Consider the following 14,590-nt stretch of genomic DNA (forward strand, 5'->3'; position numbering starts at 1 on the left):
CTATGAGAAATATTGTCCAGGATGCCCGGTTCCTTAGTCAAAGAGCTGAAGAGCTGTACTACTTCCAAGATGAATTTTATGTTCCAGATGAAACGGAAACGAGCTATTCTCCTTCAGGGAGGTACAAGCTTGACATCCATCATTATTATCATGAAGAAGGCATTACAAGATGGATATACACCAAAGGAATTGTTACGGATCTGAATGAGAACCACATTGATACCCTATTCAGAAACTACGATCCTTTTATATTCAGCTGGGTAGAAGCTCAGGGGAAGGAATATTTGCTCTGCGGGCTTGATTATCAGGGATACTCGATTATTGATTTATCGGGCCGGGAAACCAGGCACTATGTGCCGGAAGCAGCATACGAAGGGCATGGCTTTTGCTGGGCAGAGATTATTTATTTTGAGCAAAAAGAGCTGGTCGTGGTGGACGGTTGTTACTGGGCAGCTCCATATGAGCTTGTCTTCTACGACTTCTCCAGCCCGATGAGCCTCCCCTATCCGGAGTTATTTCGTGTAGAGGTCGACAGCATCTTGAATTGGAAGGACTGGAGAGAGGCTCATAGAATCACGTATGTGGATGAGGAGGGGATCGGCAGGGAGTTTGTTTTTTAGTGAAGGTCGCCAGCGTACGAGCATTCATAACACAATCCATTATTTCGTGCCGCCACCCGTCCGTGGCGGTTTTCTTGTTTATTCTACGTTTAGCGCTGTCGTGTAGAATAAATTAATGCGGAAAAAATGAAAATAATGGGGGAAAAGGCATTGAGATTTAAACGGATTATCGCTTTGTTGTTAGTGTTTATCATGGTTATACCGGGGGGCATAATCCATGCTGCTGATCCGGTATTCAAAGAGGATGCAAATTTAGCGAAGCAACTGCCTTCCGGGTTGATATTCCTGGAGGATACTGTTGATGTTACACATGAATCGTATGAGGCAGACATACGTGTTACCTTTTATTACGGGGAGGCGTCTTATAGTCCGGATTCTGTTCAATTATCCATTGTAGACGATAATCCGGTCGGCAAGCGGTTTGAGGGCAATAGACTGATTATTGATCAAGGAGCGCCCGCTGGAACGATTACAATCAAAGCGGGGTTGCCGGATAATTTTTATACTGTTCATACTATTACTGTGGTGAATTCTGGTGCGGGTAATCCGCAGCCTTCTCAGCCAAAAATATCCCACACACTGCTGGATACAAGCGATCTTAATCATCTCATCATAAGTGCAACGGCTTTGGATGATGGGGTTAACAAGGTACAGATCAGAACATTTTATAAGAATGCCTCTGGTATGTTACCGGGTGACATCGTAAATCTGGCGAGAGAAAGCGACAATAGTTCAGTATTTTCTGTAGACATTACCGATCAGGTCTCCAGTATGATGAGAGAGTCCAATGCCTATGAAATGATTTATTTCTTCACAATGTTAGATGGAGCCGGGGGATTCCTGCAATATCCCGAGAATATTGATATGAACTCGTTGGAGGGGGCTTTGACGGTTAAGCTGGCTGAAGCCCCGGACAATGGATCGGGAGAGCCTGAGCTCGATAAAGCTAGTTTGATTGCTAAGATTAATGAAGCGAAGGATTTATATGCTTTTTCAGTAGCTGGCAACGGCTTTGGGGAATATCCGGGAGAAGTGATGGATGCGTTGAATACAGCCATCGAAGCAGCATCCCATGCAAAGGATACAGCTACAACCCAGGCACAAATTGATGCTGCCTATCAGGATTTGGCGGGTTCCATAACGTCATTTAAGGCGGATGCCATCAAGGGAGCGAGTAAAGCGGACCTTATGGATAAATATGATGAAGCGATAATTCTCTATTGGAATACTTCATCAGGTGAAAGTGTTGGAGATTATCCGAAGCAAGCAAGGGATGTATTCTTTACGGGCATTGTGTCAGTAGAGGGGGTTCTAAACAACCCGGCACCTCCTCAAGATGAAATTGATGATGCCTACCAAAGGTTATATTATGCGATACAGGCATACCGTGCCGCACAAATCAAAGCAGGTGATCCTGCACCGCTTCAGGTGAAAATTGATGAAGCCTGGGAACTTTACCTTGAGAGTAAGGTAGGCGATGAACCTGGACAATATCCGGAAGCAGTTCACTCAGCCTTAGTAAATGCTATTTCAATGGCACAGGATACGATTTTTTTAACGACGACACAAAAGAAAATTGATGAGGCTTATCAAGCTCTATCCAAAGCGATGCAAGAACTCATTGATGCCAAAATCCCGGAGCCGGATAAAAAAGAACTGCTGCAGGCGAAAATTAATGAAGCACAGCTGTTATGGGATGTTGCCGACGTGGGGACAAGCATAGGCCAATATCCTGCTGAGGCAAAAGACTCGTTGGAAGCTGCCATATATGCGGCTAAGCAGGGGGTGAACAATGCTGCCACAGAAGCTGAACTGGATGCTGCCTATCAAGCATTGAATACCGCAATCACAACTTTTAATAATACTAAAATTAAGCGGGGAGATACCACGGCGCTTGAGGGAAAAATCCATGATGCCTGGATCCTTACGGTTACTAAAGAAGAAGGAAATGACTCAGGACAATACCCTTCTTCGGCATTCAACGATTTGCGCAGTGCCATCACTGCCGCAGAACAGTGGGTGACTGACCCGATAAATAACCCGGGAACTCAAGCGCAAATTAATGAAGCTTACGAAGTTTTGGTGAATGCGATCCAGACTTTCCTGGATTCCCAGAATACCGGACCTAACAAACAAGCACTCCAGAGTGCCATCGCAGTCGCCCAGTCATTTTTGAACAACAGTGTTGAAGGTACCGAAGTTGGACAATATCCGTCAGGTTCGAAGGCCATTCTTCAAGGTGCCATAGATGCTGCGTGGGATACGTTAACCAACCTGTCATCTACGCAAACAGAAGTTGATCAAGCGTTAGCTAACTTAACTGCTGCGTTGGAGGATTTTAAATTATTAAGAATTGAGCCCGGGGAGAGCACGTTCCTTCAGGACAAAATTCATGATGCGCAAGACCTTTTGCAAAATAGTGTAGAGGGCGATCATGTCGGAGAGTATCCGTCAGAAGCCTTCGACGCTTTGGAAAAGGCTATTGCAGATGCTGAGACTCTGATTGATTCCTCCGGGACACAACAACAGATCGATGCTGCCTATCAAGCTATAGTGCAAGCGATCGAAAATTTCGAAAATGCCAAGATTCAGGAAGGCGATTATATGCCGCTTCTAACAGCGGTATCGGAGGCAACGGCGCTTTATAATACTAGCCCGGAGGGCCACGGCGCAGGACAATATTGGCCTGAAGTCAAAGCGTTGTTCATGACAGCCATTGAGGCGGCAAACGTAGTATTGGGAGGGCCGTCTACTCAAGAAGAAATTTCGCAAGCGATGCAAGTACTTGCCAATGCAGTTGAAGAGTTTCAGAACTCCATGGTCCGCGAAGGGGATAGTACAAAACTTCAAGCAGCCATTGCCGAGTTGACAACCCTGCTGAGTAGTGTAAGTGAGGGCGATGACGCAGGTGAATATCCGGCAGGTTCAAAAGCGCTTTTGCAGGCAGCGGTTACTGCAGCGTCGAATGTGATCAGCGCACCAGCTACCCAAGAAGAGATTGATCATGCCTATGAGGTATTGGGAGACGCAGCAGATTTGTTCATAGCTGGAATCATTCCAACTGGCGATAACTCGAAAGCTCTCGGGAAAATTCAAGAGATAGGCCAGCTTTTGGAGGTCAGCGAAGCAGGCAACGGAGTCGGGCAATATCCGGCTGAAGCGATGGCAGCATTGCAAGCTGCATTCGATGCAGCGGTGCTAGTGCTCGATAAACCATCTTCGCAAGTGAAGCTGGATGCTGCGTATCAAGCCCTTGTGGATGCGGCCGATGTGTTTGAGAAGGCGCAGATGCAGGCTGGTGACAGCGAAGAGGCTGACGCAGTATTGACGGAAGCAGGAACGCTGCTGAAAGATAGCGTTGTAGGCGAGGGTGTAGGCCAATACCCGGCTGAAGCTGTCAACGCGTTGGAAGCTGCGATTGCAGCAGCGAAGGAAGTGTTTGAACACCCGGCAACACAAGCGCAGATCGATGAAGCGAAAGAAACGTTGGAAGCAGCCATCACCACATTTAAAGCTGCGGTGAATAAAGAAGGCGACAGCGAAGAGGCTGGCGCAGTAGTGACCGAAGCAGGAACGCTGCTGAAAGACAGCATTGTAGGCGAAGGCGTGGGCGAATACCCGTCTGAAGCTGTCAACGCGTTGGAAGCTGCGATTGCAGCAGCGAAGGAAGTTTTTGATCATCCGGCAACGCAAGCCCAAATCGACGCAGCGAAAGCGGCGCTGGAAGCAGCCATCACCACATTTAAAGATGCGGTGCATAAAGGAGGCGACAGCGAAGAAGCTGGCGCAGTATTGACGGAAGCAGGAACGCTGCTGAAAGATAGCGTTGTAGGCGAAGGCGTGGGCGAATACCCGTCTGAAGCTGTCAACGCGTTGGAAGCTGCGATTGCAGCAGCGAAGGAAGTGTTTGAACACCCGGCAACACAAGCGCAGATCGATGAAGCGAAAGAAACGTTGGAAGCAGCAATCACCACATTTAAAGATGCGGTGAATAAAGAAGGCGACAGCGAAGAGGCTGACGCAGTAGTGACCGAAGCAGGAACGCTGCTGAAAGACAGCGTTGTAGGCGAAGGCGTGGGCGAATACCCGTCTGAAGCTGTCAACGCGTTGGAAGCTGCGATTGCAGCAGCGAAGGAAGTGTTTGATCATCCGGCAACGCAAGCCCAAATTGACGCAACGAAAGCAGCGCTGGAAACGGCAGTAGCAGCTTTTCAAGCGGCAGTCATAAAAGCTGGAGATAGCGGAGAGGTTCAAACTAAAATTAACGCAGCGAAAACCCTCTTGAATGAAAGCACAGAGGGCAGCGGCGTAGGCCAGTATCCGGCAGGATCAAAGGCCATTCTGCAGGCTGCAATTACGGCGGCGGAAGAGGTCATCCGTACGGCAGCAACGCAAGCTGAGATTAACCAAGCCAATGAGAAGTTAACAGCGGCCTATAATGCCTTCCTGGCATCAGTAATCAAGAAGACGGATGATTCCTATACACCGCCGTCCACTACACCAACTACGCCAACTGTGGCGCAACCGTCAACTACGCAGCCTGTAGTACAGCCGTCAACCAAAATTACAGATGGGCTTAACACCGTTCAAACGGGACAAGGTACGGTGAAGGCTGCCGCGTCTGAGGTTCAAGCAATCATGAAGGCTGCAAAGCCGGTTATTCTTGAATCCACATTGGCAGTGATTGATTTTGGCAAGAATGGTTTGAACGTACAGGAGCTCAGACAAGGATTGGATGCTTCCCTGGAGTTAGGAGCCCTTCTGACAGAGAAGTCCACAACCGATAAAGTGCTGGCAGGAACCAAGCTGGATCAGGCTGGTTTGCAGCCGCTCGGCGGGAAGGTTCTCGACCTGATCGCCCAGCTGAATTATTCCAATGGCACAAGCACGAGAATCAAGAGCTTCGCTGAACCGGTCAAAGTCACAGTTAACTTGAAGGAGTTAGGCTTGACCGGGGATACCACCAATCTGACAGCAATCCGGTTCGTACCTCAGGCAGATGGCACGTATAAGACGATCAAGCTTGGAGGGGTCTATCTCCCGGAAACGAACAGCTTCGAGTTCTATACCGACAGCTTCAGCTTGTACAGCATTGTTAAGGCCGATTCCATTACCAAGATTACATTCAAGATTGACAGCAAGGCGTATTCTATCGGAGCGATCGATAAGGTTAACGACGTACCGCCGGTGATCCGGGAACAAAGATCTCTGGTCCCCGTCCGGGCCGTAGCGGAAGCCTTGGGTGCTGAAGTTAAGTGGGATCATGCAACCAAGACCGCTACCATTACGCTTGACGGTAAAGTGCTGACCATGACTTTGGGAGAACTAATCGAAGGGATGGACGTACCTGCACAAGCAATCGACGGCAGAATCATGGTGCCGCTGCGTTACGTCTCGGAAACCCTGGGAGCATATGTCATGTGGTTCCCGCAAGACAAACGGATCGAGATCATCCGCTAGCATAATCTTAATCAAAATAAGCCGATTGCCTGTTTACGGGCAATCGGCTTTTGTCTGTTTACTTGATCAATCTGTGCATCATCTCACGGCTGGGGGCGCCCGGCTGCGTTCCGAGCTCCTGCAGCAGGACCTCCTCCAGCTTGCGGTACCGCCGGATGGCCTCGCTTGTCCGTCCCAGTCCGATCAACAGCCCCATGACCTGTACGGTGATATCCTCGCGCAGGGCATCGATCAGGAGGATTTGATCATATGCCTGCAAAGCCTGCTCCACCTCATGCCGCTCAAGATAGAGACGGGCGGCCAATTCCAGGAGTTCTATATAATCCTGCTCCAGACGGCGTGTCTTGGTGCCGGCCCACTCATAGGTTTTGCCCTTAAGGAAAGGTCCGGTATACCAAGCTGCCGCCTGTTTCAATAGTTCCTTGCGCCCGTCGCGGCCCAGTCTGATTTCCCTCAGCGCGTGCTCGAACGTGTACAGGTCACAGGACAGGGAATTCTCCACGATCTGTACCTCATTCCGGCCTGCCAGCAGGCAGACCTTAAGCCCGCTTTCACTGATAGCCTTGCGAATATAATATAGATTGCTATTCAGGTTGTTGCTTGCCTTGTCGGAAGCTAGCCCGCTCCACAGGGTGTCCATGATTTCGTCACGGCTGACAGAGCGCTTATATAGTAGAAAAGCGAATAACTCCTCTGTCTTGGGACTCCTCAGCTTAAGGGACTTCCTGTCCGGACCGGGATGCACCAGCTTAAACCCGTCAAACATGTGCACCTCAAGCATAGGCTCCGCCTGCCTGCGTATCGGCCGCCTCAGGATTTTATCCAGGGCTTGCCTCACGCGTTCAGCTGATACCGGCTTCAGGAGGTAGTCTGTCGCGTTAATGTCGAATGCCTGAAGGGCATATTCCTCATAGCCGGTGACGAATACTATGTCCATGGCCCGATACAGCTCGTGAAGCTGCCGGGACAACTTCATCCCGTTTACCTCCGGCATAGAAATGTCCAGAAAAGCAATATCCACAGGGTTCTCCCTGGCATATTCATAGGCCATGAGCGGATTCTGGAAGGTCTGGCAGACCACGACCTCACCGCTCTCTGACAGGATCCGGCTCAGCCGTTTCAGTGAAGGCTGTTCATCATCGACAATAATTACCCGCAGCATATGTTCACCTCCTTAATGCATAGAAGACTCAGCTGGAAGGTCAAACCAAATCTTGGTGCCTTTCCCCAGACTGCTCTCAATCTGTAGCTCCCGGCCATACAATAGCCTGAAGCGCTGTCTGATATTCCATAGCCCTACTCCTTTTTTATCCATAACGGCCCTCTGCAAATCTTCGAGCAGTTCAGGGCTCATCCCCTGCCCGTTGTCCTCAATAGCCAACCGGATCTCGCCATTCTCCAGCCGGCCAGCAGACAATCTGACCAGGCCGCCGCGATAACCGGCCATTAGCCCATGCCGGATTGCATTCTCGACCAGCGGCTGAAGCATCAGCGGCGGGATGAGAATCCCGGTATCCACCTTAATCTCATAGTCTACCTGCAGCCGGTCTCCGAAGCGCACCTGTTCAATATAGACATAAGCTTTAACCAGATTCAGCTCCTTCTCAAGGGTCGTCAGCGAAGCAAGCTGCTTGAAATCAAAGCTGGCCCGTAAATAATGCGATAGCTTGAGCGTCAGTTCCTCCGCCTGATCTGGCTCGTCCACACATAATTCTGCGATGGCATTCAGCGCATTATAGAGGAAGTGCGGATTGATCTGTGCACGCAAAAAGGCAATCTCGTTATCCCGTGCTTCTTTCACAGCGGTCTTCAGTTGAATCAGACTGCGAATGCGGGCGAGCAGCTCCTCGGCTTCAAAGGGCTTCTCCACATAATCGTTGGCTCCGTTCTCCATCGCCAGCTGGATCTCTACAGCCTTGTTACGGGCCGTCAGCATGAGCACCGGCAGCTCGAAGAGGGAATACTTGGCCCTTATCTGCTTCAGTACCTCATAGCCCGTCATGTCCGGCATAGCAATATCCAGCAGCACCAGGAGAAACTCTGGCCTGCGGATGAGTTCATCCAGAGCAAGCTGACCGCGGTGTACGGCAACCATGGAGTAGCCTGCAAGCGATAGCAGACTGACCATGGCCTGGAGATTGGCATAATCATCGTCTACCACGAGAATCCATTGATTAAGTCTGCCGGCAATGACCTGGGGGTACACAGGCTGAAGCATTCCTGCCCTTGCCTGCGGCAGCTCCTTCTCCCATGGATGCTCGGAGCTCTCCTGCTGCTGCTCATCAGGATCTGCCAGAGGAAATGTGAAGTTGAACTCTGATCCCTGCCCGGGGCTTGAGACTGCGTGAATGGTTCCACCGTGCAGCTCGACCAGCTTCCGTGTGATGCTGAGCCCCAGGCCGGTGCCGCCAGGAGGGGGGGCTGCCGAGCGCTCCGCCTGCTCGAAATCCTCAAAGATCCGCTCCAGCATATGAACGGGAATGCCCCATCCGGTATCCCGGACACTGATCTTAGCCCACCCGCGTTGTAGCTCAGCCTCAATACTCACCAGCCCGTTGTCGGAATACTGCACTGCGTTGCCAAGCAAGTTATGCAGGATTTGAATCAAGCGGTTGCTGTCTGCCCGCACAGGCGGGAAATCCGCCGGAATCCGGTTCTCAAAGGTAATCGCTTTTCCGCCGAGCAGAAACCAGTGAACCCGCAGAACTGAATCTGCAACCGTTCGCAGATCCACGCTGCTGGGATACAGCTTGAAGTCGCCGTGCTTCATTTTGGAATAATCCAGCAGTTCATTCACCAGCAGCGTTAATCTTCTTCCGCTTCCCATTACGATGGCCAGATTGCGGTTCTGATTCTCCGTCAGCGGACCCTCTGCTCCCTTCAGCAGTGTATCCGTGATGCTGACGATTGCATTGAGCGGTGTTTTCAGCTCATGGGAGGTGGTGGACAGGAAGTCATCCTTGAGCTTGTCCATATCCAGCAGCCGGATTCGCATTTTGTCCATGGTAGTGTAAGCTTCAAAGAACCAGAGGATGATCAGGAAAATGACCACCAGATTGAATACCACCATATAAAATTGCGCAAGAACAAGGTCCTCTTTGATGGACATGCCAAGCAATAGGGCATCGACTGAATACAGGATGAGGGTGAGTGTTACCAGGAACAGCAGCAGCGACTTCAGGGCATTGGCGGCAGTGCCGCGGATGTGAAACCAAGCCGCCCTCCAGAGCAGGACAAACAGAAGCGCTTCATAGCAAACTCCGATAAAAGTGGAGAATTCTGTGTATGTACGGATCGGCAGGAGGATCGACAGTACGACGAAGCCGCCAAGAACCAAGGCTACCAGCCGCGCCTGTCTTAAGGAAACCAGGCTGCGTGACATCTGGTTGAACAAGAAGGTCAGCAGAATGAAGCAGACGATGGAGATGACATCCTTGACTTTGTATATAACCTCAAAGGGAACATCAGGCATGAACAAGAGAAGCGGCCGTTCGCCGACCAGGCCGTGATATAGAGTATAGAGAAAGCAGATAAGGGAATACAGCAGAAGGGTGATGTCCCGCTTGCGGTAAAAGGCTGCGACTAGATAGCAGATCAGGCAAACCATGGCGAGCGTGCTGAGGATGGCTAGCATACTGAACTCTCTTGCTGTGCTCTTCTGTTGATGCTCCATCATCGCCGATTGCTCGCCAAAGTACAGCGAAACCGGGATTCCGCCGTTGACATAATCGAAATTCGCCACTTGAATGAGAATCTCCGCCTCACCAGCCGCGGTAAAAAAGCCGATCTGCGGTTTATTTCCAGGCACGTAAGAGGAGGAGGAGGAGCTTGCGGGCGTGCCATCTTCAAACAGCTTATGACCATTGACAAATATGGCGCTGGAGAAGCGGATATTGGTCTTTTTTATAGCATAAACAGTGTTCGCGGGGGCATTCTTCAGTACCATACGGTAAGTGGCGTAGCCAAAAGCCGGGATAGGCTTCCCTTCGACCAGGCTGCCGTTCCAGGGGGAGGGGACCGACATCCGGATCATCGGTTTGGGTGGGTTAACTGCCTTGAAATCGTCGGAAGTAAGCAACTGATTCCAGTAGAACTCCCACTCTCCATCCAGTTTAATACGCTTATCCACTGCGGGGTTCCACGAAGAAAGATCCATAACGCCTTCCCGGACCTGAATTCCCTGTGTGCTGCGATCGCTGTCCAGGAAGATTGATAGGGGAATGAGCGAGCAACCAATCAAGCTGATTAGAATGATCAGAATAGCTCTTCTGCGCATGTTGCCCGCTCCTTTATCATCATAAGTTACTAGTATCGGTACAACTAATCAGCCATTAATATTAGCATTTAACAGATAGGCTTTCAATTAGAATTCACACGGGAAAAGTCTATATTTGCCGGATCTACTGCACCAGCCCCGTCAAATACCCGTAATGCTCACCCTCCATCTGGTCTAGAGGGATGAAGCGGATAGAGGCGCTGTTGATGCAGTAGCGCTTGCCGCCGCGGTCAGCGGGACCGTCGTCGAAGACATGGCCCAGGTGAATGTCGCCGGCTTGGCTGCGGACCTCGGTGCGTTCCATGCCGAAGCTGGTATCCGTATCATAGGTGACGACCTGCGGGGCGATCGGCTTCGTGAAGCTGGGCCAGCCGCAGCCGGAATCGTATTTATCCTTGCTGGAGAAGAGGGGCTGACCCGTGGCGATATCGACATACAGGCCAGGCTCATAGTTATCCCAATACTCGTTGCTGAAGGCACGCTCCGTGTCATTCTTGACGGCTACCGCGTATTGATCGGCGGTTAATCGCTCCTTCAGTTCTGCGTCGGAAGGGCGCGGGTATTGGGCCGGATCGATAACCGGCTCTTGCTCATCCAGGATGCTTAAGTCAATGTGGCAATACCCGTTCGGGTTCTTCTCTAAGTAGTCCTGATGATATTCCTCCGCCAGATAGTAGTTCTCCAGAGGAAGGACTTCCGTTACGATCTTCTTGTCATATTTGGTCTGCTCCTGGGCTACGGCCTGCTGGATAACCGCTGCATCCTCCGGGGAGGAATAGTAGATTCCTGTCCGGTATTGAACGCCCCGGTCATTACCTTGCTTGTTGAGGCTGGTCGGATCAACGACCTTGAAATAGGCTTCCAGGAGCTGCTTCAGGGTGACCTGCTTCGGATCATACTTCACATGCACAGTCTCCGCGAACCCCCGGTCCCCGCGAATGACATCCTCGTAGGTCGGATTCTCACCTTTTCCGTTGGCATAGCCTGAGGTGACGTCCTGAACTCCCTGAATGCGGGCCATATACGCCTCAACGCCCCAGAAGCAGCCGCCCGCCAGATACAGGTCACGCAGATCCTTGTCAGCTATACTTGCGGTCTTGACCGCTGGAACCGGAGCGGCGGCTGAAGCTGTGTTCATTCCCGCGAAGGTGTCCTTAATCTGCTCGTTGGAGGCATGACCCGGGAGGGACTTCACCAGCAACCCTTCTTCATCGATATAAAAAGAACTGGGATACGCCCGTACCTGAAACTCCTTGGCCCATGTCCCATCCTCATCGAGCAGCACGGTTAGATTGTCATACGACTGCTTGTTGAACCAGTCCGTGAACTCCTTGGCGGATTTCTCGCCTTTGTAGCCGGGAGTTACAATCGATACCACCTGGAAATCCTTCTCCTGTCCGGCCAGCGTATTCAGTTCCTCCAGGCCGGCAAGACAGATGGAGCACCAGGAGGCCCAGTATTTCACATACACGTTCTTGCCTTTCAGATCCTCCAGCTTCATAGGGTCGCCCTTCAGATCATTTAATGCGAATGCGGGTGCTGGCTTCCCCTTGTTCATGGCAGCCGGGGAGTCCATCTTGCCGGATGCTGTATCGGGCTTCGCACCGCATGCAGCCAGGATCGACAGCAGGCCGCCAATCACCAGCATATATCCCATCCACTTCCATATTTTTTTCATACCAGATTCCTCCACCGGTTATTGGATCCAGCTCACAATCGTATTCAGCTGGTCTGTCATTAGCAGCAGCCCCATGGCGATCAGCATACAGCCGGAGGCGATCTTGATCCCTCCCATGAACCGGTACAAGCGGCGAATCCGCTGCACCAGATAGTCCGAGAAGACGGATAGTACGAGAAAAGGAATCGCCAGACCCAGCGTATACAGCAGCATGAGGAATCCGCCGTAAGCAGGGGAGCCTTCCCCGGCAGCGATACTGAGAATGCCCGCGAGTACCGGGCCGATGCACGGCGTCCACCCGAAGCTGAACGTCAGGCCGAGCAGGAAGGCCCCGATATAGCCGCCGCGTGCAGCGCGGGGACTGGACAGCTTTTTTTCCCGTTCCAGCCAGGAGATCTTGATCAGTCCGGTCTGGTAGATTCCGAATAAGATAACAATCGCTCCGCAGACGGCAATGAACCTGGAGCTTGAAATGACATTGCCAAGAATACCGGAGCCGAAGCCCAGGGTGATGAAGACCACAGACAGTCCAAGCACGAAGATTAGGGTCCGCAGCATGAATACCGAACGGAACCGCAAGGAGCCTGTGTCCACCCCGCCCTGATTCACATTGCCCGCCAGGCTTCCGGACAGATACGAGACATAGACCGGAAGCAGCGGCAGAATACAGGGTGCAAAAAACGATAATACGCCTGCGCCGAAAACGCCGAACAGGAATACAAAATCACCAGCCATCTCTGTCACCACCTATATGAGTACTGCTTCTCTAACGCTAAGGCTTACCGGCTGGTGTAGATGGGAACCGTGAACCAGAAGCAGCTTCCTGAACCCTTATTGCTCTCTACACCAATCTTGCCGCCATGCAGCTCCACAATGGATTGTGCGATGGCAAGACCCAGTCCGGCGCCTCCGCTATTCTTACTGCGCGATTTATCTATCCGGTAGAACCGTTCGAAGATCCGTGCGGTCTCCGCCGCTTCAATTCCCTGCCCCTCATCGCTAACGGCGATCCGCAGGAACGGGCCTTCCTCGGCGGCGGACAGCACGATATGGCCTTCTTCAGGAGAATGTTGAATGGCATTCTGCACAAGATTGGACAGTACCCGCTTGATCTGCGTGGGCATCATCAGGGCCGCGGGCAGCTTATCCGGCAGCTCAATCTCGGCCTTCAGCCGCTTCTCCGCCAGATGGAAGGAGAAGCTCTCCAGCGTGCTGATCAGCAGCTCATCTGCATGGCAGGGCTGCGGGTCGAAGGTTCCGCCGCTCGCCTCCAGACTGGATAGCTCAAAGAGGTCCTGGATCAGCCCCGCCAGCCGCTTCGTCTCCAGCCGGATCGTATTCAGATACCGCTGGAAGGTCTCTTCGTCCTTGATCACATCATCCTCCAGCGCTTCCACGAATGACTGAATGGAGGCAAGAGGGGTCCGCAGATCGTGGGAGACATTCGCGATCAGCTCCCGGCGGGCGGATTCGGACTGGTGGAGATGGTCGAAGCTCTCTTTTAGCTTACTGCTCATCTCATTGAATTGCCGGGCCAGCAGCTTGAACTCGTGCGGGCCGATCGTGGGGACTTCGGTGTGAAAATCCCCCTCGGCAATCCGTACCGTCTGCTCCGTAATCCGGGCAATGGACTTCTCCACCGGCCGTGTCAGCAGATGCTGGAGGATGAAGGAGAACACACCGATCCCGGCTGTGATGCCGGACAGATAATATAGCTGATCGATGGTCAGCAGCATCCGGGAATAACTGACGAATAGACAGACTAGCAATACGCCGATCCCCGTGAGACTGGACAATAGTAGATAGGTACGCAGCTTCATCAGATGCCATCACCCGCAAACTTATAGCCGATTCCCCAGACCGTCTTGATGTATTTCGGGTCAGAGGGGGTCTGTTCGATCTTCTCCCGTAATCTCCTTATATGCACCGTAACGGTAGTCGTATCTCCTTCATAGCTGAAATCCCAGATCTTGCTCAGCATCTGCGTCCGGGAGAACACCTGCCCCGGATGGCTCGCCAGCAGATAGAGCATTTCGAATTCGGTCACCGTCAAGTCAATCGCCTGCCCGCTGATCTCCACGGTACGCTTCCCGACATCGATAGTCAGTCCTTCGTACTTGATCGTGTGCTCAGCGGCGGTAACCGGCGATACCTGGACATATCTCATTCTGCGCAGAATCGCCTGCACCCGCAGTACGAGCTCCCTTGGACTGAAGGGCTTGGTCAGATAATCATCCGCTCCCATCGTCAGCCCCATCAGCCGGTCCTGCTCCTCGCCGCGCGCCGTCAGCATGATGATCGGGAGATCTTCGGTCTGCCGGATCTCACTGCACACCTCCCAGCCATTCTTATGCGGCATCATGAGGTCGAGCACAATCAGGCTTGGAGACTGGCTGCGCCATAGCTCTAGCGCTTCCAAGCCGTCCTTGGCGGTGGTGACCAGATACCCCTCCCGTTCCAGATACCTGCGGCAGACATCGGTAATATTCGGATCATCATCCGCGACCAGCACTCGTTCATTCATCCTAACCCACCCCATATCCGGAAAAATCCATT

At 52.0% G+C, this 14,590-nt stretch carries 8 protein-coding genes; 2 read left to right on the forward strand and 6 right to left on the reverse strand.

What is annotated here, in order from left to right; genetic code table 11:
• The first annotated feature begins 2 nt into the window (after nt 1–2).
• Both NST69_RS02135 and NST69_RS02140 read left to right on the forward strand, forming a co-directional pair.
• Entirely contained in the window at nt 3–620 is a 618-nt protein-coding gene (locus tag NST69_RS02135) for a hypothetical protein (RefSeq protein WP_339312751.1), read from the forward strand.
• A 150-nt stretch (nt 621–770) separates the two neighbouring features.
• A complete protein-coding gene (locus NST69_RS02140; protein WP_342548350.1) occupies nt 771–6,080 on the forward strand; it encodes a stalk domain-containing protein in 5,310 nt (1,769 codons plus the stop codon).
• Between the two features lie 58 nt (nt 6,081–6,138).
• Here NST69_RS02140 and NST69_RS02145 read toward each other — a convergent pair whose 3' ends face one another.
• From NST69_RS02145 to NST69_RS02170, 6 genes are all read right to left on the reverse strand, one after another.
• Nucleotides 6,139–7,242: a response regulator gene (locus tag NST69_RS02145; protein ID WP_339312754.1), complete on the reverse strand. Its 1,104-nt coding sequence runs from the start codon at nt 7,240–7,242 to the stop codon at nt 6,139–6,141.
• Between the two features lie 12 nt (nt 7,243–7,254).
• Nucleotides 7,255–10,356 (reverse strand): ATP-binding protein, encoded by a 3,102-nt coding sequence (locus tag NST69_RS02150; RefSeq protein ID WP_342548351.1) that lies wholly within the window; start codon nt 10,354–10,356, stop codon nt 7,255–7,257.
• Between the two features lie 124 nt (nt 10,357–10,480).
• Entirely contained in the window at nt 10,481–12,034 is a 1,554-nt protein-coding gene (gene msrAB, locus NST69_RS02155) for a bifunctional peptide-methionine (S)-S-oxide reductase MsrA/peptide-methionine (R)-S-oxide reductase MsrB (RefSeq protein ID WP_342548352.1), read from the reverse strand.
• 18 nt (nt 12,035–12,052) lie between these two features.
• A complete protein-coding gene (locus NST69_RS02160; protein WP_339312759.1) occupies nt 12,053–12,769 on the reverse strand; it encodes a cytochrome c biogenesis protein CcdA in 717 nt (238 codons plus the stop codon).
• A 44-nt stretch (nt 12,770–12,813) separates the two neighbouring features.
• A complete protein-coding gene (locus tag NST69_RS02165; protein WP_342548353.1) occupies nt 12,814–13,854 on the reverse strand; it encodes an ATP-binding protein in 1,041 nt (346 codons plus the stop codon).
• On the reverse strand, nt 13,854–14,558 hold the full coding sequence (locus tag NST69_RS02170) for a response regulator transcription factor (protein ID WP_209875352.1): 705 nt from the start codon (nt 14,556–14,558) through the stop codon (nt 13,854–13,856). The genes NST69_RS02165 and NST69_RS02170 overlap by 1 nt, the downstream gene beginning before the upstream one ends.
• Between the last annotated feature and the right edge of the window lie 32 nt (nt 14,559–14,590).

The organism is Paenibacillus sp. FSL P2-0089, assembly GCF_038595095.1.
GTDB lineage: Bacteria > Bacillota > Bacilli > Paenibacillales > Paenibacillaceae > Paenibacillus_AQ > Paenibacillus_AQ silagei.